The sequence below is a fragment of the Pseudomonas sp. AN3A02 genome (genome assembly GCF_011765255.1).
In the GTDB taxonomy this organism is placed as follows: domain Bacteria; phylum Pseudomonadota; class Gammaproteobacteria; order Pseudomonadales; family Pseudomonadaceae; genus Aquipseudomonas.
In genome coordinates, this window is record NZ_JAARNI010000001.1 from 984,968 (window position 1) to 1,005,617 (window position 20,650).

Genomic DNA, 20,650 nt, shown 5'->3' on the forward strand with positions numbered 1-20,650 from the left:
ATTAATTGCACCAAACATGAGCTGGATCAGTATTTACCAAACCCGTGCGCTTAGAGTCGACGCCCTGCCGACTCCCCCAACAATCACGAGCGCGCGTTTTCATGAAGATCAATCTGCCGGTCACCGGTCGAAATGTGGATTTTGCCCCCGACGCCAATATCCTCTCGACCACCGACCTGACCAGCGCAATTACCTACGCCAACCAGGACTTCATCGATATCAGCGGCTACACCCGCGAGGAGTTGTTGGGTACCCCGCACAACCTGCTGCGTCACCCGGACATGCCGCCCGCTGCGTTTGCGCACATGTGGCAGGTGTTGAAAAGCGGCCGTTCGTGGATGGGCATGGTGAAAAATCGTTGCAAGAACGGCGATCATTACTGGGTCAGCGCCTACGCCACGCCGGTCACACGGAACGGCGTGACGGTGGAGTATCAGTCGGTGCGCACCAAGCCCGATGCGCGGCGGGTGCAACTGGCCGAGCGGGCCTATGCCCGCTTGCGTGCCGGTACCCGGCGGGCGCCGCCGGTAGTGGGAGTGACCCTCAAGTTGTCGGCGTGGGTGCTGGGGGCTTGCGCCGTAACGTGGGCCTTGGGCCTTGGACTGGCGACCTATCCCGTGGTCTGGCAACTGCTGGCGCTGACGGCGACATGTGCCGTGGGGGTAGCGGGCGTGCACGCTGTGTTACGGCCGCTGGCGCAGTTGAACCAGCGGGCGCGGCTGATTGCTGACAACCCGCTGAGCCAGACGATCTACACCGGACGCGGGGATGAGTTCGGGCGTATCGAGTTTGCCATGCAGATGCTGGAGGCCCAGGTGGGTGCGGTGGTCGGCCGGATTGGTGACGCCTCGCAACGTCTATCCGGGCATGCAGCGGCGCTGGTAGAGCAGCTGGACAGCAGCCACTGCAGCAGCCTCGGCCAACAGACCCAGACCGATCAGGTTGCCGCCGCGATCAATCAAATGGCCGCCAGCGTGGCGCAAGTCGCCGAGCACGCGTTGCAGGCTTCCAAGGCCGCTGACCAGGCCGGCAGCGAGACCCGGGAAGGCCACCAGCGGGTGGATGAAAGCCGCGATGCGGTGCTGCGTTTGTCCCAGGAACTGGCACAGGCCACCGAAGTGATCCATCAACTGGAAAGCCACAGCGGCGATATTTCCGGGGTGCTGGAAGTGATCCGGGCGATTGCCGAACAGACCAACTTGCTGGCGCTCAATGCCGCCATCGAAGCGGCGCGGGCCGGGGAACAGGGACGCGGCTTCGCCGTGGTGGCCGATGAAGTGCGGGGGCTGGCCCAGCGCACGCAGGATTCGACCAATGAAATCCAGCGCATGATCAGCACCCTGCAAGGCGGCGCCCGGGATGCGGTGCAAGCCATGGCGCAAAGCAGCCAGCATGTGGAGGCCAGTGTCGACCAGGCCCAGCGCGCCGCAGCGGCACTGGATGGCATCAGCCAGCGGGTGACCCAGATTACTGCCATGAGCCAGCAGATCGCGGCGGCGGTGGAAGAGCAAAGCGCGGTCAGCGAGGACATCAACCGCAACATCATCGGCATTCGCAATGCCGCAGAGGTGACAGTCAGCGCCGGCCAGCAGAGCCAGCTCAGCTCAGGGGATGTGGCGGGGCTGGCGGAGGATTTGCGGCGGTTGGCGGAGGAGTTCTGGAGTAAGCGGCGCTAGTAGCGGCATGAGCTGTCTTTGTGGCGAGGGTGCTTGTCCCCCGTTGGGCTGCGAAGCAGACCCAGCAAGGTCAGTGCGGTGTTTCAGACAGAACGGCGTCGCTGATTTTGGGGCCGCTTCGCAGCCCAACGGGGGACAAGCCCCCTCGCCACAGGCTTACATTCACTCAAGCCGCGCGCAACGAAATGAACGCATAGTTCGCCGGCACCTCGGTGGCAATCCGGGCGCCGGCGTCCAGCAACTGCTCGGCAATATCCATCCCGGACACATGGAACACCCACTCATTGGCCTGCACGTCCTCTTGCGTCGCCAACTCGATCGCCTGGGCAAACAGGCTCATATCCGGCAGGTACGCGGTAAACCCATCGCCCTTGAGCGCCGTGGTATGGATGCCCAGCAAACCACACACGGCTTCCTTGGCCTGGATGTCGTCGCGGTCAGCCTGGCGTGAGCGGCGGATCAACTCGGCCAGCTCCTTGTCCATCAACTCGCCGCCCACGATCAGCGCCGGCCCCTGCTCCCAGGATTCCGGCGGGCAATCCTTGGCGCCCGGGTTCAACGGGATGTGCGGGTTGATCTCCATCGGGTAGATACGGCACACCAACGGCCGCCGCTCGTAAATGCGGCAACGGTCGTCTTCGTCAAGATTCCGGCAGCGCCCGGCGTTATAGGCGGCAAAGGTGATTGCCACATACGCCTCGGTGTTGCCGCTGGGCACGATGGCGGAACGCCGTTGTGCGTGTTCGCGCTGCAACTCGGGCAGCCCAAGCCCAGTGCCCAGGAAACCCTCCACCAGCACGATGACATTGCCGCCGTCAGCCGCCCAGCTGCGGGCTTCTTCGAGGGTCAGGGGCACATGGTGGTCGGTGCAGCATTTACCGCAACCGACGCAGGAAAAGTGGGTATTCATGGAGGATCTGTCACCAGGCAAGGTCTGAAGGCGCTCATGAACGGCGGCGGGTTTTTGCCTCTGTTTACCGTTCTGCCTCTGTGCAAAGCAAGTTATGCGCCAGTGCTTCTATTCCTCGGGCACCAGGTCCCGAAGTACAAACACCATGCCGGCACTTTCATACAGGTGCCGGGCCCGCCGATTGGACTCCAGCACCTTGAGGTCGACAAACGCCTCGCCGCGTTGTTTGAACACGTGGAACGTGTGCAGCAATAACGCCCGGCCCAGCCCCATGCCTTGGGCACACGGATGAATGGCCAGGTTCTTGATGTAGGCGCTGGTCCAGCATTGGGACACGCCGAGGATGCCACTGGCATTACTGGCCACCAGGCACAGCTTCGGGTCGAACTCGGCGTCGGTGATGAACTGCTGGCGCCAGTGTTCAAGGGGGCCGACGCGTCCGCCGCCTTGTTCCTGGGCCAGGCTCAATACCGCGTGGATCGCCGGAGCCATTGCTTCGTGGTAATGATCCAGCTGGATATCTGCCGGCCATTGCGGCGCGGGCAGGCTGCCGATGAGGTCACGGCGCAGCAACTGGAAGTATTCACCCACCGATCACAGGCCTTGTTGCGCCACGGTCTGGGCCGCCACCACCAGGCACTTGGTCAGTTCGGGGGAGGAGAACTTGGTGAGCACCGCATTGGCACCGGCCAGGCGGGCTTTTTCGCTGTTCATCGCACTGTCCAGGGAGGTGTGCAGCAGCACGTAGAGGTCCTGGAAGTCCGGGGTTTCCCGCAGGGTGCGGGTGAAGGCGTAGCCATCCATTTCGGACATTTCGATGTCCGAGACCACCACGTTGATTTGCTCGACAGTGCCTTGCAGCTCCAGCAAACGGTCGATCGCTTCCTTGGCGCTGCGGGCGGTGTGGCAGGTCAGGCCGAGGTTGCGCAGGGTGTGCACCGATTGCTGCAGGGCCACCTGGCTGTCGTCCACCACCAGGATTCGGGCGTTGCCCAGCACTTCGGCTTCTTCCATGGTCAGGTCGGTGGGCGCCGCTTCGATCTGCGCCGGGGCAATGCCGTGGATGACTTTTTCGATGTCCAGTACCTGCACCAAGGCGCCTTCGACCTGGGTCACACCGGTGATAAACGAACGCGTGCCACCGGAGCCAAACGGTGGTGGGCGAATATCGGTGGTCAGGCAGTGCACGATCTTGCTCACCGCCTGCACATGCAGGCCCTGCTTGGAACGGCTTACATCGGTGACGATCAGGCAGCCACCATCCGGGTCTTGCAGGGGCATTTCCCCCAGCGCCCGGCTCAGGTCGATCACCGACAAGGCGGCGCCGCGCAAGGTGGCGATGCCTTTAACGTGCGGGTGCGACTCCGGCAGCTTGGTCAGCGGCGGGCAGGGAATGATTTCACTGACTTTCAACAGGTTGATCGCCATCAGCTTGCCGCTGCGCAAGGTAAAGAGCAGAAGCGAGAGTGAGTCTGCGCGGGCTTTGGTGGTGGACATAAAAACCTTCTGTGGATCAGGGATGACGATCTATAGACCGTTATCGACTTGCACGCTGAAAACTGTAGGAGCGGGCTTGCCCGCGAAAAACGTCAACGATAACGCGGGCAGCCTGAATAAATACATCGCCTTCAAGTTCTTCGCGAGCAAGCTCGCTCCTACACACAACAAGCCGTGATCAGCCCTTCCACACCTGCGGGTTCACCAGGTCCTGCGGACGCTGGCCCAGCAGCGCACTGCGCAGGTTTTCCAGGGCACGGTTGGCCATGGCTTCGCGGGTCTCGTTAGTGGCCGAGCCGATGTGCGGCAGGGTCACGGCGTTGCTCAGTTGGAACAGTGGCGACTCCGACAACGGCTCCTGCTCATACACATCCAGGCCGGCACCACGGATGGTCTGGTTTTGCAGGGCCTCGATCAGCGCCGGTTCATCCACCACCGGGCCACGGGAGATGTTCACCAGGATCGCACTGGACTTCATCAACCCCAGCTCGCGATGACTGATCAGGTGGCGGGTTTTCTCGCTCAACGGCACCACCAGGCAGACGAAATCCGCTTCGGCCAGCAACTGGTCGAGGCTGCGCAATTGCGCGCCGAGTTCCTGTTCCAGTTCGGTCTTGCGGCTGTTGCCGCTGTACAGGATCGGCATGTTGAAACCCAGGCGACCACGACGGGCAATAGCCGCGCCGATGTTGCCCATGCCGACGATGCCCAGGGTCTTGCCGTGTACATCACAGCCAAACAACGGCGCGCCGACACTGGCTTTCCACTGGCCAGCCTTGGTCCAGGCATCCAGTTCGGCGACCCGGCGGGCGCTGCTCATCAGCAGGGCGAAGGCCAGGTCGGCGGTGCTTTCGGTGAGCACATCGGGAGTGTTGGTGAGCATGATCCCGCGCTCATTGAAGTACGCCAGGTCGTAGTTGTCGTAGCCCACCGACACACTGGAGACCACTTCCAGCTTGCTCGCGCCTTCCAGTTGCGCGCGGCCCAATTTGCGGCCTACGCCGATCAGCCCGTGGGCGTGCGGCAAAGCCTCATTGAACTGGGCATTGATGTCGCCCAGCTTTGGGTTAGGCGCAATAACGTCGAAATCCTGTTGCAGGCGTTCGATCATTTCCGGGGTGACGCGGCTGAAGGCGAGGACAGTCTTTTTCATGGAAGGCGGGCTCATCGACTACGTGGGAATGGCAAGCACGCTAACATTCTTGCGTGGGGTTGTCAGGACGCCCCGCGTCCACACCACCAGACTGTTGCGATTTGGGCAACAGTCATTATCTTGTTACACTCTGTATCGCACCGCTCACCTGCGCTAATTTGTCGCATCGATGAGCGCAGCGGTTAAGACCGACCCGCTCTCCCCCGATTTCCCTCGACTTATTTCCAGGGCTCTACACTGGGAATCTGTCTTAAAGCCGCTGAGTTCAGCGGCTTTTTTTTGCGCTGAAAAAAGGCCAGGAACCCCAACAACACTGGCCGGTTTCGATTGACCCAAAGGAGCTCCACCGGTGAAAACCTCGCTGACGTTCACCCCGTTATTCCTCGCGATTGCTGCAACGATCGTTCCCCTTGCCCACGCGGCAGACACCCCGACCGCCGACGGTTTCGTCGAAGGTTCCAGCTTCAAGATCAACACCCGCAACTACTACATGAACCGCGACCGTCGCGACATTCACACCGATGACAGCAAGGAATGGGGCCAGGGCATCATCGGCATTTTCGAATCCGGCTACACCCCAGGCACCGTCGGCTTCGGCCTGGACGCCAACGCCATGCTCGGCCTCAAGCTCGACGGCGGTGGCGGCACCGACGGTTCCACCATCCTGCCGGTGAGCTCCGGCAACGGTAAAGCGCCTGGCTCGTTCTCCACCGCCGGCGCGACCCTGAAAATGCGTGCCTTCAACACCGAACTGAAAGCCGGCGACCTGTTCCTCAACAACCCGGTAATTGCCGGCGGCATGACCCGCATGCTGCCGCAGACCTTCCGCGGTGTGAGCCTGACCAACCACAGCCTGGACGGCTGGATGTTCGAAGGCGGCCAGGCCAGCTTCACCAAGCTCTACAACCAGAGCGGCCACCGGCGGATCGGCACCAGCTACGGCGCCTTGCCCAACGGTGAAGACAGCCAGCACATGGACTGGGCCGGCGTGTCCTTCAGCGGCCTGCCGGGACTGACCAGCAACCTGTACGCGTCCGAACTCAAGGACATCTGGAACCAGTTCTACTACGACCTGGATTACACCTGGCAACTGAACGAACTGGTCAGCCTCAACCCGGGCCTGCACTACTACCACACCCAGGACACCGGCAAAGCCCTGCTGGGTAACATCGACAACAACACCTACAGCCTGCATTTCACAGTCGGCGTCGGCAATCACACCGTGACCGCCGCCTACCAGCGGGTCAACGGCAACACCCCGTTCGACTACATCAGCCAGGGCGACAGCGTTTACCTGGACAACTCCCAGCAATACTCAGACTTCAACGGCCCCAACGAACGCTCGTGGAAGCTCAAATACGCCTATGACTTCGTCGGGCTGGGCCTGCCAGGCCTGACCTCGGCGGTGTCGTACATCAGCGGCAAGACCGACCTGACCACCGTCGACCCGGACAGCCGTGGTTACTCATCCTGGTACAGCGCCGACGGCAAGAACGCCAAGCACTGGGAACGGGACATCGACCTCAAGTACGTGGTGCAAGGCGGCAAGGCCAAGGACCTGGCTGTACGCCTGCAGTGGGCAACCAATCGCGGCGGCAATGGCTACGCGGCAGTGGACCGGGACGTGGATGAATACCGCGTGATCGTCGACTACCCGATTGACGTTTTTTAACCTTCAAGTTTTCTTTTAGCGGCGACGACTTATTTTTCACAGCATGGAACTAAACTGCCAGCATCTTGAGTGCCGAAGCCAGTCCCATGAGTGAACGCCGCGCCTTTACCCAGCCTGCACGCCCGGAGCTTTTGCTGATTCTGGGCAGTGGCCTTACCGTCATCCTGATCGTGATCATCGTTGCCGTACTGCTGACTCGCGAACACGCCAGCGCCCTGCAGGCGGCCAAGCGCTCCACCAGCAACATCACCCAACTGATCAACGCCGACGTATTGCGTAACGTCGAGCTCTACGACCTGGCCCTGAACGGCCTGATCACCGCAACCACCCGCCATGACTTGCCGCAGGTTTCCGCCGAAGTGCTGCATATGGTGCAGTTCGACCAGTCCACTGCTGCGCCTTTCAAAGGTGAAGTCCTGCTGCTGGACAAGGCCGGCGCGGTCACCGCCGACTCCTCGACGCTGACCCCCACGTCGCGCAACTTCGCCAACCGCGACTATTTCCAGGTCCACCAGCAGAACCCCGATGCGGGTCTGTTCATCAGCCGGCCCTTCAAGATCCATTGCGACTGCGATCAAGTCTGGCGCATCGCATTCAGCCGCCGGGTGCCCGGGCCCAACGGCGAATTTGCCGGTGTGGCGGTGGCGACCATGCGCCTGGCGTATTTCGACCAGTTGTTCAATAGCCTCACCATCGGCAGCGGCAGCAGCATCAACCTGGTGAACAACGACGGCATTCTGCTTGCCCAGCAACCCCTGCTCGAAAGCGACATGATCAACAAGGACCTGAGCGCGCGGCCTAACTTCAAAAGAATGCTGCGTGAAGGCAGCGGCAGTTTCAGCGCCATCTCCACCGTCAGTGGCACGCAACGGCTGTACACCTTCACCAGCGTCGGCGCGCTGCCGCTGATTGTGGTGGTGGCGCTGTCCAGCGATGACGTGTTTGCCGCCTGGAGGCGTGCCGCCGTACTGATCAGTGGCGCCACCGGTGTGCTGTGTATAGGCCTGCTGTGGCTGACCTGGATGCTGCGCCGGGAACTGCGCCGCCGCTATCGCGCCGAGAAGGTGTTGTCGGAACTGGCGGCCACCGACGCCCTCACCGGCTTGGCCAATCGCCGCACCCTCGACCAGCGCCTGCGCCTGGAATGGGAGCGCGCGCAACGCTCGGGCGAACCACTGGCATTGCTGATGATCGACGTCGACCACTTCAAGACCTTCAACGACCGCCATGGCCATCAAGGCGGTGACGAGGCATTGCGCAACGTAGCCCGGGTCATCGGCAGCAATATTCGTCGCCCCGCCGACCTTGCGGCCCGTTACGGCGGCGAAGAGTTCGCGGTGATCCTGCCGGATACCGACGACGAAGGCGCGAGCATCATCGCCGAGCATATCCGCAGCGCGGTGGAGCACTTGCCACCGGCAGACGGGGACGCGCTGTCAGTCACCGTCAGCGTCGGCCTCAGTACCTGGGACAAACGCAGCCGTGGCTCACTCGAAGAGCTGATGCTGAGCGCCGACCGGGCGCTGTATGACGCCAAGCACTCCGGGCGCAACCGCACCGTTCACAGCCAGACCACATGAGCCGTTATCAGCAACTACGCTAAAGGCATCCTCGAAGCAGAAGTACGCCCGATGAGCCCAAGCACCACCCGTCCGCCCCGTCCTACCCACCGCCCGGAGCTGCTGCTGATCATCGGCAGTTGTGTCACGGTGCTGCTGATCATGCTGGTGGTCGCCGTGTTGCTGACCCGCGAACACGCCAACAGCTTGCAAGCGGCCCAGCGCAGCGCCAATAACATCACCCAACTGATCGACGCCGACGTACTGCGCAACGTCGAGCTGTACGACTTATCGATCAAGGGCCTGATCGCAGCAACCGAACGCAGTGATTTGGCGGGTGTATCGGCGAGCATCCGCCACTTGGTGCTGTTCGACCGTTCGGAAGCAGCGCCGTACAAGGGCGACATCCTGCTGCTGGACAAGGCCGGCGAGGTGATTGCCGATTCCTCGTTGCTGACACCTAAAGCCGCCAACTTCGCCGACCGTGATTACTTTCAGGCTCACCGACAGAACCCCGACCTGGGCCTGTTTATCAGCCGGCCCTTCATGGCGCGCTGCGTGTGTGAGGACCAATGGCGCGTCGCATTCAGCCGTCGGGTTTCCGGGCCTGACGGGCGATTCCTCGGGGTTGCCGTGGCGTCCATGCGCCTGTCGTATTTCCAGCAACTGTTCCGCAGCCTGAATATTGGAAACGACAGCACCATCAACCTGATCAACCAGCAGGGCATCCTGCTGGCCCAAGAGCCGTTGCTGGAACGGGACATGATCGACAAGGACCTCAGTCAGCGCCCCAACGTCGCTCGCATCCTGCAAGAGCGCGACGGCAACTTTCGTGGTACCTCAAGTGTGGATGAGGAAAAACGCCTCTACACCTTCTCGACTGTGGGGGATTTACCGCTGGTCGTCGTCGTAGGCTTGTCGACAGAGGAAATATTCGCGCCCTGGAAGCGTGCAGCGCTGCTGATCAGCGGCGCTACCGGGGTTTTGTGCATTGGCCTGTTATGGCTGACCTGGATGCTCTGCATGGAGCTGCGCAGGCGCCATCGCGCCGAGCAGGTACTGTCAGAACTGGCAGCCACCGATGCGCTCACCGGCCTGGCCAACCGCCGCACGCTGGACCAGCGCCTGCGCCTGGAATGGGACCGCGCCCAGCGTTCAGGCGAGCCATTGACGGTGCTGATGATCGATGTGGACCACTTCAAGGCCTTCAACGACCGACATGGCCATCAAGGTGGCGACGAGGCATTGCGCACGGTGGCGCAGGTAATCGACGGCAATATCCGCCGCCCTGCTGACCTCGCGGCTCGCTATGGTGGCGAAGAATTTGCGGTGGTGCTGCCGCATACCGGCAGCCAGGGCGCGTTGTTGATTGCTGAACATATCCGCAGCAGCGTCGAGCACCTGCCGCGGGTGGGCGGGGATACTGTGCCGATTACCGTCAGCATTGGCCTGAGTACCTGGACCAAAAATAGCCGTATCACACTGGAGGAGTTACTGCTGAGCGCCGACCAGGCGCTGTATGAAGCCAAGCACACCGGGCGCAATCGCGTTATCGATGCTGCCACGCTGTGATGGTGGCAAGCGTGTCAATAAAGCGAGACGCGGAGCGTCTCTGGCAGCATTCCCACGCATAGCGTGGGAACGATCAAAACGCGCCATGCCTGGCGTACATAAAAAAAGGCCACCCGAAGGCAGCCTTTAAAAACAAAAGGAAAGAGAGTTGTTACTTACACCGCCGCGACGGGACGCATGTAAGAGATCGGTGCGGTGCTGGCATCTTCGAAGGTCACGACTTCCCAAGCATCTGTCTGCTCAATCAACTTGCGCAGCAGCTGGTTGTTAAGGGCGTGGCCCGACTTGAAGCCTTTGAACTCGCCTATCAGGCTATTGCCCAGCAGGTAGAGGTCACCGATTGCATCGAGGATCTTGTGCTTCACGAATTCGTCTTCATAGCGAAGGCCGTCTTCGTTCAGTACACCATCCGCGTCGACCACAATGGCGTTTTCAACGCTGCCGCCGAGTGCGAGGTTGTGCTTGCGCAGGTACTCGATGTCACTCATGAAACCAAAGGTACGGGCGCGGCTGACTTCTTTTACGAACGAAGTGCTGGAAAAATCCACGCTTGCACTTTGTGTGCGGTCACGGAATACCGGGTGATCGAAATCGATCTCAAAGCTCACTTTAAAGCCTTCGAACGGGACGAAGGTGGCGCGCTTGTCGCCGTCTTCTACTGTCACTTCCCGCAGAATGCGAATGAACTTCTTGGCTGCGTCCTGTTCTTCCAGGCCGGCAGATTGAATCAAGAATACGAAGGGTCCGGCGCTGCCATCCATGATTGGGACTTCGGACGCGGAGAGCTCGACGTAGGCGTTATCGATGCCCAGACCGGCCATGGCCGAGAGCAAGTGCTCCACCGTGTCCACTTTGACGTCACCGTTGACCAACGTGGTCGACATCGTGGTTTCGCCAACATTTTCCGCGCGAGCAGGAATCTGCACCACAGGGTCCAGGTCGGCACGAACAAACACGATGCCGGTGTCGACAGGTGCGGGCTTGAGGGTCAGGTATACCTTCTCCCCGGAGTGCAGACCTACACCTGTGGCACGGATAATATTCTTCAGGGTGCGTTGTTTAATCATGGCTTGGACCGCTTCAGCGCAAATTGCGAACTGGTATCAACAAAGGCTGGCGATAATAGCAGACCAGACCTTTGCTGAACACCAATCACCTTCATAGCCCTGATACATTCCATTAATCGGCCTGACGACGCAGGAAAGCCGGGATGTCCAGGTAGTCCAGGTCATCTTGCGGATTCGGGCTACGGGACGCAGCAGCACCGGCCTGAGCCTGGTTGCGCATCACGGTCGGACGATCCAGGTCACGATAGTTCACAGACGGCAGTTCCTGGCGCGAAGGCGCTGGAGCGGCAGCTTGCTGGCTGGCGTGGCTGGTATGGACGGTATTGTCGATCACCTTTACAGGCTTCTCGATTTTTGCACCCAGGCCGGTAGCAACAACGGTCACGTGCAGTTCGTCGCGCATGTCCGGATCGATAACAGTACCGACCTTGACCATGGCGTGCTCGGAAGCGAAGGCTTCGATGATGCTACCCACGTCGGAGTACTCACCCAGGGACAGGTCAGGACCGGCGGTGATATTCACCAGGATGCCGCGTGCACCTTGCAGGTTCACGTCTTCCAGCAACGGGTTGCGGATGGCCGCTTCAGTGGCTTCACGTGCACGGTTCGGACCGCTGGCGCAGCCAGTGCCCATCATCGCCATGCCCATTTCGCTCATCACGGTACGTACGTCGGCAAAGTCGACGTTGATCATGCCCGGACGCTTGATGATGTCGGAGATACCGCGAACGGCACCGGCCAGTACATCGTCAGCCTTGGCGAAAGCCGACAGCAGGCTGGCGTCCTTACCGAGGATGGTCAGCAGCTTCTCGTTGGGAATGGTGATCAACGAGTCGACGCTTTCGGACAGCAGACGGATGCCTTCATCGGCGATCTGCATGCGCTTGCGACCTTCGAACGGGAACGGACGAGTCACGACGGCAACCGTCAGGATCCCCATTTCCTTGGCCACTTCGGCAATGATCGGCGCAGCACCGGTACCGGTACCACCGCCCATGCCCGTGGTGATGAACACCATGTTGGTGCCTTGCAGCACTTCAGCAATGCGCTCGCGGTCTTCCAGAGCGGCTTGACGGCCGACTTCCGGATTCGCGCCGGCACCCAGGCCCTTGGTCACGGCTGTGCCCAATTGCAGGATGGTGCGTGCACCGATGCTTTTGAGGGCCTGGGCGTCAGTGTTGGCGCAGATGAATTCAACGCCTTCAATGTTGCTCTTGACCATATGGTTGACAGCGTTGCCGCCGCCACCGCCGACGCCGATCACTTTGATGACCGGGCTTGCGGGGATGTTGTCTACGAGTTCGAACATTTTCCCTCTCCTTTCATTTCTCTAGTTTTTTCGCCTACTACTTGAAACGGTGTTGCGGTAAATCTTTAGAAATTGCCTTTCACCCAAGCCTGCAACCGCTCGAACAACGGCGCTTTCGCTTCGTCGTCGCTTCTGTAGCTGTCGCGGTTGCTCGGGCCCGACAGGGAAATGCCGTCGGTCTGCTTTTGCAGCCCGTACAACAGCAAGCCCACACCGGTGGAATAAATCGGGTTGCGCACTACGTCGCCCAGGCCCTTGACGCCATGGGGCACGCCCAGGCGGACAGGCATGTGGAAGATTTCCTCGGCCAACTCGACCGCGCCTTCCATCTTCGAGGTGCCACCGGTCAGCACGATGCCGGCCGGGATCAAATCTTCGTAGCCACTGCGGCGCAGTTCAGCCTGGATCAGGGTGAACAGTTCGTCGTAGCGCGGTTCGACCACTTCGGCCAACGCCTGGCGCGACAGTTCGCGCGGTGGACGGTCGCCCACGCTCGGCACCTTGATGGTTTCACCGGCACCGGCCAGCTTGGCCAGAGCGCAGGCGTAACGGATCTTGATTTCTTCGGCGTACTGGGTCGGTGTGCGCAACGCCATGGCGATGTCGTTGGTCACCTGGTCACCGGCAATCGGGATCACGGCGGTATGACGGATCGCACCCTCGGTGAAGATCGCGATGTCTGTGGTGCCGCCGCCGATGTCCACCAGGCACACGCCCAGTTCTTTTTCGTCGTCGGTCAGTACCGAGTAAGCCGAAGCCAACTGCTCGAGAATGATGTCGTCGATTTCCAGGCCGCAGCGACGCACGCATTTTTCAATGTTCTGTGCAGCGTTGACGGCGCAGGTCACCACGTGAACCTTGGCTTCCAGACGAACGCCCGACATGCCCAGGGGCTCGCGAACGCCTTCCTGGTTGTCGATCACGTAGTCCTGCGGCAACGTGTGCAGCACGCGCTGGTCAGCCGGGATCGCCACGGCTTGCGCTGCGTCGAGTACCCGCTCCAGGTCAGCCGAGCTGACTTCACGGTCGCGAATCGCCACGATGCCGTGGGAATTCAGGCTGCGGATGTGGTTGCCGGCAACACCGACAAATGCCGAGTGAATCCGGCAACCGGCCATCAGCTGCGCTTCTTCGATGGCGCGCTGGATCGATTGCACGGTGGATTCAATATTCACCACCACGCCCTTCTTCAGGCCCCGGGACGGATGCGTGCCGATTCCGACGATTTCCAGCGTGCCGTCGTCCGCGACCTCGCCTACCAGCGCCACCACCTTGGAGGTGCCGATATCCAGACCGACGATCATTTTGCCGCTTTGCACGTTTGCCATGGGTCCTGCCTCTTCTTAATTCTTCGCGACAGCAGGTTGCGCTGCCGTGGGCGCCGCAGGGGCCCGCCAGCCGACGGCAAGGCCGTTGGCGTAACGCAGGTCGATGCTCGCAATGTTCGTAATCTGTTCTTTCAAGGTCTTTTCATAGATGGCGATAAAACGGCGCATCTTTTCCACCAGGTTGCCGCGTCCCAGCAACAACTCGATGCCCGGGCCGGAACTGCCTGCGCCCGTGGTCAAAAACCAGCTGCCCCGCTCGCGCAATTCCAGTCGCGCAATCGAGAAACCCAACGGCCGCAGCATCTGGCTCAACGCCTGGTACTGCTGCATCACTTGCTGTTGCGCCCGCTGCGGCCCGAACAACTGCGGCAGGTGCTCGTAATTCGCCACTTCGCGGGGCGCAAATGCCTGGCCCTGGTTGTTCAACAACTGTCCATCGCCCCAACGGGCTACAGGCAACTGTTCTTCCAGGCGGATCGTTACCTGATCCGGCCACACGCGACGAACTTCGGCGTGGGCAATCCATGGCATCTGTTCCAGCTCGGAACGCATGCCTGCCAGGTCGATGGTGAAGAAGCTCGACGCCACAAACGGGGCGATTCGCTGCTGCACGGCTTGCTGGCTGATGTAACTCAAGTCGCCCTGCACGCTGATCTTGGTGATCGGCCGGTCGGCATACGGCAGCAGACGCTGGGCGCCTTCGTACGTACCAAACCCCAACGCCACCAGAATCACCGGCCAGAACAGCGCCTTCAGAAAACCAAAATTGGCTTTCGGCATGCGCGCCGACATCGGCTCTTTAGCCACCATTCGGCTGGCACCACGCGGTACCGGCTTGCGGCCGGGAGCGGGTTGCTGATGACGAAGCGATGCGCCGTTCATGGTCTTAGCCTCGGGGCTCAATGCTTGCGGCCAGGATCGCCAGCACCAACTGCTGGAAATCCAAACCGGCTGCACGAGCGGCCATAGGTACCAGGCTGTGATCGGTCATCCCGGGTGCGGTGTTGACTTCAAGGAACCAGAAATTCCCTTGGTCATCCTGCATCACGTCTGCCCGCGCCCAACCGGCGATACCCAGCGCCTCACAGGCTTTCGCCGTGAGGTCCATCAATTCCTGTTCCTTGGTTGCGTCGAGGCCACACGGGATCCGGTACTGAGTATCGGAAGCCACGTACTTGGCGTCGTAGTCATAAAAGGTGTGGGGCGTGCCCAATGCGATAGGCGGCAATACCTGGCCACGCAGCGTAGCGATGGTGAACTCGGGACCTTGAATCCACTGTTCCACCAACACTTGCGAATCGTAGGTACTGGCCGCTTTCCATGCGTCAATCAATTCGGCGGCTGAGTTCACTTTAGCCATGCCGATACTGGAGCCTTCATGGGCTGGTTTGACGATCAAAGGCAGGCCCAGTTCCTTGGCTGCAGAAATACAATCGTCTTCGCTGCACAGCACGCTGTGACGCGGGGTCGGAATCCCCAGGCTGTGCCACACCTGTTTGGTGCGCAACTTGTCCATGGCCAGCGCCGAAGCGAGGATGCCGCTGCCGGTGTACGGAATGCCCAGGCATTCCAGCAGGCCTTGCATGCTGCCGTCTTCACCGCCACGGCCGTGAAGAATGACGAAGGCCCGGTCGATTTTCTCGGCCTGCAGGCGCGACAGGAAGTCATCACCCACGTCGATGCCGAACGCATTCACACCGGCACTTTGCAGCGCTTCCAGTACGGCGTTGCCGGACTTCAGCGACACTTCACGCTCAGCACTTTTGCCGCCGAACAGCACCGCGACGCGGCCGAAGTCGGCAGGTTGGATGGTGGAGAACAGCGAGCCGTAGTCAGTGGTCATTTCGACTTCCCCTGCGCGGCGGCAAACAGCGGGCTTGCCAGCAATTTAGGGGCGAGGCCGCCGATGTCACCGGCACCTTGGCAGAGCAGGATGTCGCCGGCACGCAGCAGCGGCTTGACGATTGGCGCGAGGTCTACACCGCGTTCGATATAAATCGGGTCCAGTTGGCCGCGTTGACGGATGCTGTTGCACAGCTTGCGGCTGTCGGCGCCCGGGATCGGCTCTTCACCGGCCGGGTAGACTTCCATCAGCAGCAACACGTTGGCATCCGCCAGTACATTGACGAAATCGTCGTACAGGTCGCGGGTACGGCTGTAACGGTGCGGCTGGTACACCATCACCAGGCGGCGTTCCGGCCAGCCACCGCGTACGGCCTTGATCACCGCCGCGACTTCGGTCGGGTGGTGACCGTAGTCGTCCACCAGCATCACGTTGCCGCCGTCCACCGGCAGTTCGCCGTAGACCTGGAAGCGACGACCTACGCCGGCAAAACCCGACAGGCCTTCGACGATGGCTTCATCGCTGACGCCTTCGTCGGAGGCGATGCAGATGGTCGCCAGGGAGTTGAGTACGTTGTGGTTGCCCGGCATGTTCACCGAGACATCCAGCGGCTCGCGGTCAGGACGCAGCACGGTGAAGAAGGTCTGCATGCCCTGCTGGCGCACATTGATTGCGCGCACGTCGCAGTCTTCGCTGAAGCCGTAGGTCACGGTCGGACGCTTGACCAGCGGCAGGATTTCACGCACCACCGGATCGTCCAGACACACCACGGCCAGACCGTAGAACGGCAGGTTGTGCAGGAACTCGACAAAGGTTTTCTTCAGTTTGTTGAAGTCACCGTCGTAGGTCGCCATATGGTCGGCGTCGATGTTGGTCACCACGGCCACCAGCGGTTGCAGGTGCAGGAAGCTGGCGTCGCTTTCATCGGCTTCAGCGATCAGGTAGCGGCTGGTACCGAGCTGTGCATTGGTGCCGGCTGCATTCAGGCGGCCACCGATCACGAACGTCGGGTCCAGGCCACCGGCAGCGAACACCGAGGCGATCAGGCTGGTGGTGGTGGTCTTGCCGTGGGTACCGGCGACGGCAATGCCGTGGCGGTAGCGCATGAGCTCGGCCAGCATCTCGGCGCGCGGCACCACGGGAATGCGACGTTCAAGGGCAGTGGCCACTTCCGGGTTGGAGGTGTTCACAGCGCTGGAGACCACCAGCACATCGGCTTCGGCGGCGTTCTCGGCGCGGTGGCCGATAAAGATTTTTGCGCCAAACGATTCCAGGCGCTCGGTGACCGGCGACATTTTCAGGTCGGAGCCGGACACCTGGTAACCCAGGTTCAGCAACACTTCGGCGATTCCGCACATGCCCACGCCGCCGATACCGACGAAGTGGATGCGACGGATGCGGCGCATTTCCGGCTGTGGCATGGCTTTCTGATTCTCAACCATGGGCCACCTCCAGGCAGATATCGACCACGGTGCGGGTTGCGTCAGGTTTGGCCAGGCGGCTTGCGGTGCTCGCCATGCTGTTCAGTCGTTCCGGTTGCATCAAAACCTCGGTCAGGCGTGCGGCCAAATCGGCGGCGCCAGTCGTTCTTTGCGGCAGCAGGAAGGCAGCGCCCTCCCCGGCCAAATATTCGGCGTTGCGGGTCTGGTGATCGTCGATCGCGTGGGGCAAAGGCACCAGCAAGGACGGCAGACCGGCGGCGGCCAGTTCACTGACGGTCAACGCACCTGCGCGACAGACCACCAGGTCGGCCCAGCCATAGGCTTGGGCCATGTCTTTGATGAAGGGCTGCACATTCGCCTCCACACCCGCTTCGCGATAGCGCGTGGCGGTCACTTCATCGTGGTTCTTGCCGGCCTGATGAAAGATCTCGGGGCGCAATTCTTCAGGGAGTTGCGACACCGCTTCAGGCAGCAATTTGTTCAAGGGTTCGGCGCCCAGGCTTCCGCCCAGGATCAACAGGTGCGCCTTGCGACCGGCCAACGGCTGGCGGGCAATGTCCATGAACAGCTCGGTACGCACCGGGTTGCCGGTAGTGCGCAGCTTGTCCGCAGCACCAAAGGTCTTCGGGAAGGCCTCGCACACCCGGGCAGCCAAAGGCACCAGCAGGCGGTTGGCGGTGCCGGCCACGGCGTTCTGCTCGTGGACGATCACCGGCACACCGGCGAGTTTTGCCGCGACACCACCAGGGCCGGTGACGTAACCACCAAAGCCCAGCACGCACACCGGCTTCACTTCACGGATCACCTTGCGCGCCTGCCACACCGCTTTGAGCAACACGAACGGCGCCTTGAGCAGGGACAATTTGCCCTTGCCACGCAGGCCGGTGACGTTGATCAAATGCAGCGACAAGCCGGCATTCGGTACCAGATCGTTTTCGATGCCGCGCGGCGTACCGAGCCAATGCACGGTGTAGCCGCGGCTCTGGAACTCGCGGGCACAGGCCAGCGCCGGGAACACGTGGCCACCGGTGCCGCCCGCCATGATCAGCACGTTAGCGCCCATGGTTCGGCTCCTCGGCGAAGTCGCTTTCGCTGAACTCCATCTCTTCGCTGCCCAGGTGGGTTCGACTTTCCCACTCGATACGCAGCAATAACCCGAGACAGGCGCAGCAAATCACCAACGAACTGCCGCCGTAACTGAGGAACGGCAAGGTCAGGCCCTTGGTCGGCAGCAAGCCGACGTTCACCCCGATGTTGATCAGGAACTGGCCGATCCACAGGAACGACAAGCCGTACGCTACGTAAGCGGCGAAATATTGTTTGGCTTTCTCGGCCCACAGGCCGATGTACATGCCGCGTACACACACGAATACGAACAGCGCGACGGTGCACAACGAACCGACCACGCCCAACTCTTCGGCGAGCACCGAGAACACGAAGTCGGTGTGGGCTTCCGGCAGGTAGAACTGCTTCTGCACGCTGTTGCCCAGGCCAACGCCCAGCCACTCGCCGCGACCGAAGGCGATCAACGCCTGGGTCAGTTGGTAGCCGGAGCCGAATTGATCGGACCACGGGTCGGTAAAGGTAATCAGACGGGCCATCCGGTAGGGCTGCGCCTGCACCAGAATGGTCACGGCGGCCACCGCCAGCACCACCATCAAGGTGAAGCGGAACAGGCCCACGCCACCGAGAAACAGCATCGCCGCCGCCGCCCCCATCATTACGACGGTGGCACCGAAGTCCGGCTCCATCAGCAACAGGCCGGCCATGGGCAGCAGCACGATGAACGGCTTGAAGAAGCCCATCCAGCTTTCGCGTACTTCTTTCTGGCGCCGCACCAGGTAACCGGCGAGGTAGATCACCACGAACACCTTGGCGATTTCCGACGGTTGCACGTTGAATGCGCCGAAGCCGATCCAGCGCATCGAACCGTTCACCTCACGCCCGATGCCGGGCACGATCACCATGACCAACAGGCCGAACGCGCCCACCAGCATCAGCCAACCCAGGCGCTGCCAGGTGGCGATCGGGATCATCATGGTGACGATGCACGCACCGAGGCCGATGACCAGGTACACCAGGTGGCGGATCATCATGTACAGGGTGTTGCCCGATTGCACGGCGGCCACTTCCGAGGACGCCGAGGTGATCATCACCAGGCCCAGGCCCAGCAGCGCAAGGCAACCGGCGAGCATCGGGAAATCCAGGTCGATACCGCGCCCGGTAATGAGCGGCGACGGGTACGGCTTGATGATGTTCCGCAAATTGATACTCATGCCAAGGCCTCCACGGCGCGGGCGAACAGCTGGCCGCGCTCTTCGTAGTTCTTGAACATGTCGAAACTCGCGCAGGCAGGCGACAGCAGCACCACGTCACCCGGCTGGGCCAGGGCTTTGGATTGGGCGATGGCGTCATCCAGGGACTGCGCACGCACCTGCGGTACGGCGTCGCCCAGGGCATCGGCGATCAAGCCGGAATCACGGCCCATCAGCACCACGGCGCGACAGTTAGCGGCGACCGGGCCTTTAAGGTCCTTGAAGTCAGCACCCTTGCCGTCGCCACCGGCGATCAGCACGACCTTGCCTTGAATATCGGCACCCAAACCTTCGATGGCGGCCAGTGCCGCACCGACGTTGGTGGCCTTGGAATCGTTGTAATAGCCGACGCCATCCAGCTCGCGAACCCATTGGCAGCGATGCTCAAGGCCGGCAAAGCTGCGCAAGGCCGAGAGCATGGCGTCGAACGGCAAGCCAACTGCGTGACCGAGCGCCAGCGCCGCCAGGGCATTGGCCTGGTTGTGGGCACCACGGATTTTCAGTTCGCGCACCGGCATCAGGTTCTGGAATTCGAAGGCCAGGTATTTCTCGCCGTTCTCTTCCCGAAGGCCGAAAGCCTTGAAGTCGGGTTTGTTCAGGCCGAAGGTCCAGCACGGCAGACCTTCGCCGACCAGCGGACGACTCAAGGCATCCTGACGGTTCACCACCACTTGCCGCGCGCCCCGGAAGATCCGGTGCTTGGCCAGGTGATACGCCGGCAGGCCGCTGTAGCGGTCCATGTGGTCTTCGCTGACGTTGAGCACGGTGGCCACTTCGGCGTTGAGCTGGTCGGTGGTTTCCAGCTGGAAGCTCGACAGCTCCATCACGTAAAGCTCGACGTCGTCGTTGAGCAGGTCCAGCGCCGGAGTACCGAGGTTGCCGCCCACTGCCACGCGCTTGCCGGCCGCAGCCGCCATCTCGCCCACCAGGGTGGTGACGGTGCTTTTTGCATTGGAACCGCTGATGGCCACGATCGGCGCCTTCGCGTTACGCGCGAACAGCTCGATGTCGCCGGACAACTTCACGCCACGGGCCGCCGCCGCTTGCAGGGCCGGTGTCGCCAGGGCCAGGCCGGGGCTCACGTAGAGCTCATCGGCACGGCACAGAAACTCGACATCCAGCTCGCCACAACGCACTTCCACGTGCGGGTAGTCACGGCGCAGCGTGACCAGCTCCGGTGGATTTTCCCGCGTATCGGCCACGGCAAACGACGTGCCCCGGTTCGCCAGGAAGCGAACCAGGGACATGCCGCTCTTGCCGAGGCCGACAACGATGCGGAAGTGGTCTGAAGCGATCAGGGACACTCG

General features: G+C 61.6%; 16 protein-coding genes and 2 pseudogenes. 5 read left to right on the forward strand and 13 right to left on the reverse strand.

Annotated elements, in window-relative coordinates; translation table 11 throughout:
• Window positions 1-101 precede the first annotated feature (101 nt).
• A pseudogene (locus tag HBJ59_RS31975) lies at window positions 102-785 on the forward strand (PAS domain-containing protein); the annotation flags it as partial.
• A gap of 348 nt (window positions 786-1,133) precedes the next feature.
• Window positions 1,134-1,676: pseudogene (locus HBJ59_RS31980) on the forward strand (methyl-accepting chemotaxis protein); the annotation flags it as partial.
• A gap of 166 nt (window positions 1,677-1,842) precedes the next feature.
• On the opposite strand, the gene HBJ59_RS04630 reads toward HBJ59_RS31980, so the two are convergent.
• The 4 genes from HBJ59_RS04630 to HBJ59_RS04645 all read right to left on the reverse strand — a co-directional run bounded on the left by HBJ59_RS04630 (window position 1,843) and on the right by HBJ59_RS04645 (window position 5,236).
• Entirely contained in the window at window positions 1,843-2,586 is a 744-nt protein-coding gene (locus HBJ59_RS04630; protein ID WP_076014377.1) for a YkgJ family cysteine cluster protein, read from the reverse strand.
• A gap of 108 nt (window positions 2,587-2,694) precedes the next feature.
• Window positions 2,695-3,177: an N-acetyltransferase gene (locus HBJ59_RS04635; protein WP_076014378.1), complete on the reverse strand. Its 483-nt coding sequence runs from the start codon at window positions 3,175-3,177 to the stop codon at window positions 2,695-2,697.
• A gap of 3 nt (window positions 3,178-3,180) precedes the next feature.
• The gene (locus HBJ59_RS04640) at window positions 3,181-4,083 is read right to left on the reverse strand and encodes a chemotaxis protein CheV (protein WP_063027220.1); all 903 of its coding nucleotides are present in this window, start codon (window positions 4,081-4,083) and stop codon (window positions 3,181-3,183) included.
• A gap of 178 nt (window positions 4,084-4,261) precedes the next feature.
• A complete protein-coding gene (locus HBJ59_RS04645; protein ID WP_076014379.1) occupies window positions 4,262-5,236 on the reverse strand; it encodes a D-glycerate dehydrogenase in 975 nt (324 codons plus the stop codon).
• A 349-nt stretch (window positions 5,237-5,585) separates the two neighbouring features.
• Here HBJ59_RS04645 and HBJ59_RS04650 point away from each other — a divergent pair, with 349 nt between their 5' ends.
• The 3 genes from HBJ59_RS04650 (at window position 5,586) to HBJ59_RS04660 (ending at window position 10,039) form a co-directional block, all read left to right on the forward strand.
• Window positions 5,586-6,908, forward strand: a complete 1,323-nt coding sequence (locus HBJ59_RS04650; protein ID WP_167662876.1) for an OprD family porin — start codon at window positions 5,586-5,588, stop codon at window positions 6,906-6,908.
• An 86-nt stretch (window positions 6,909-6,994) separates the two neighbouring features.
• The gene (locus HBJ59_RS04655; RefSeq protein WP_076014381.1) at window positions 6,995-8,488 is read left to right on the forward strand and encodes a sensor domain-containing diguanylate cyclase; all 1,494 of its coding nucleotides are present in this window, start codon (window positions 6,995-6,997) and stop codon (window positions 8,486-8,488) included.
• Window positions 8,489-8,539: 51 nt separating this feature from the next.
• Window positions 8,540-10,039: a diguanylate cyclase gene (locus HBJ59_RS04660; RefSeq protein WP_167662877.1), complete on the forward strand. Its 1,500-nt coding sequence runs from the start codon at window positions 8,540-8,542 to the stop codon at window positions 10,037-10,039.
• Between the two features lie 155 nt (window positions 10,040-10,194).
• Here HBJ59_RS04660 and lpxC read toward each other — a convergent pair whose 3' ends face one another.
• The 9 genes from lpxC to murD all read right to left on the reverse strand — a co-directional run bounded on the left by lpxC (window position 10,195) and on the right by murD (window position 20,647).
• On the reverse strand, window positions 10,195-11,106 hold the full coding sequence (gene lpxC / locus HBJ59_RS04665) for a UDP-3-O-acyl-N-acetylglucosamine deacetylase (RefSeq protein ID WP_003171886.1): 912 nt from the start codon (window positions 11,104-11,106) through the stop codon (window positions 10,195-10,197).
• Window positions 11,107-11,218: 112 nt separating this feature from the next.
• Window positions 11,219-12,415, reverse strand: coding sequence for a cell division protein FtsZ (gene ftsZ / locus HBJ59_RS04670; protein ID WP_003216225.1), 1,197 nt, complete (start codon window positions 12,413-12,415; stop codon window positions 11,219-11,221).
• 65 nt (window positions 12,416-12,480) lie between these two features.
• Window positions 12,481-13,743, reverse strand: a complete 1,263-nt coding sequence (ftsA, locus tag HBJ59_RS04675) for a cell division protein FtsA (protein WP_003216224.1) — start codon at window positions 13,741-13,743, stop codon at window positions 12,481-12,483.
• A gap of 15 nt (window positions 13,744-13,758) precedes the next feature.
• The gene (locus tag HBJ59_RS04680; protein WP_029615882.1) at window positions 13,759-14,625 is read right to left on the reverse strand and encodes a cell division protein FtsQ/DivIB; all 867 of its coding nucleotides are present in this window, start codon (window positions 14,623-14,625) and stop codon (window positions 13,759-13,761) included.
• Window positions 14,626-14,629: 4 nt separating this feature from the next.
• Window positions 14,630-15,586, reverse strand: coding sequence for a D-alanine--D-alanine ligase (locus HBJ59_RS04685; RefSeq protein WP_076014383.1), 957 nt, complete (start codon window positions 15,584-15,586; stop codon window positions 14,630-14,632).
• The gene (gene murC, locus HBJ59_RS04690; protein ID WP_003216219.1) at window positions 15,583-17,028 is read right to left on the reverse strand and encodes a UDP-N-acetylmuramate--L-alanine ligase; all 1,446 of its coding nucleotides are present in this window, start codon (window positions 17,026-17,028) and stop codon (window positions 15,583-15,585) included. The genes HBJ59_RS04685 and murC overlap by 4 nt, the downstream gene beginning before the upstream one ends.
• Complete coding sequence (gene murG / locus HBJ59_RS04695) at window positions 17,021-18,091, reverse strand: undecaprenyldiphospho-muramoylpentapeptide beta-N-acetylglucosaminyltransferase (protein ID WP_167662878.1); 1,071 nt, start codon at window positions 18,089-18,091, stop codon at window positions 17,021-17,023. Before murG ends, murC begins: the two co-directional genes overlap by 8 nt.
• Window positions 18,081-19,304, reverse strand: a complete 1,224-nt coding sequence (gene ftsW / locus HBJ59_RS04700) for a putative lipid II flippase FtsW (RefSeq protein ID WP_076014385.1) — start codon at window positions 19,302-19,304, stop codon at window positions 18,081-18,083. Before ftsW ends, murG begins: the two co-directional genes overlap by 11 nt.
• Window positions 19,301-20,647 carry a UDP-N-acetylmuramoyl-L-alanine--D-glutamate ligase gene (murD, locus tag HBJ59_RS04705; RefSeq protein ID WP_167662879.1) on the reverse strand — a complete coding sequence of 449 codons (1,347 nt, stop codon included), beginning with the start codon at window positions 20,645-20,647 and terminating at the stop codon, window positions 19,301-19,303. Before murD ends, ftsW begins: the two co-directional genes overlap by 4 nt.
• Window positions 20,648-20,650 lie beyond the last annotated feature (3 nt).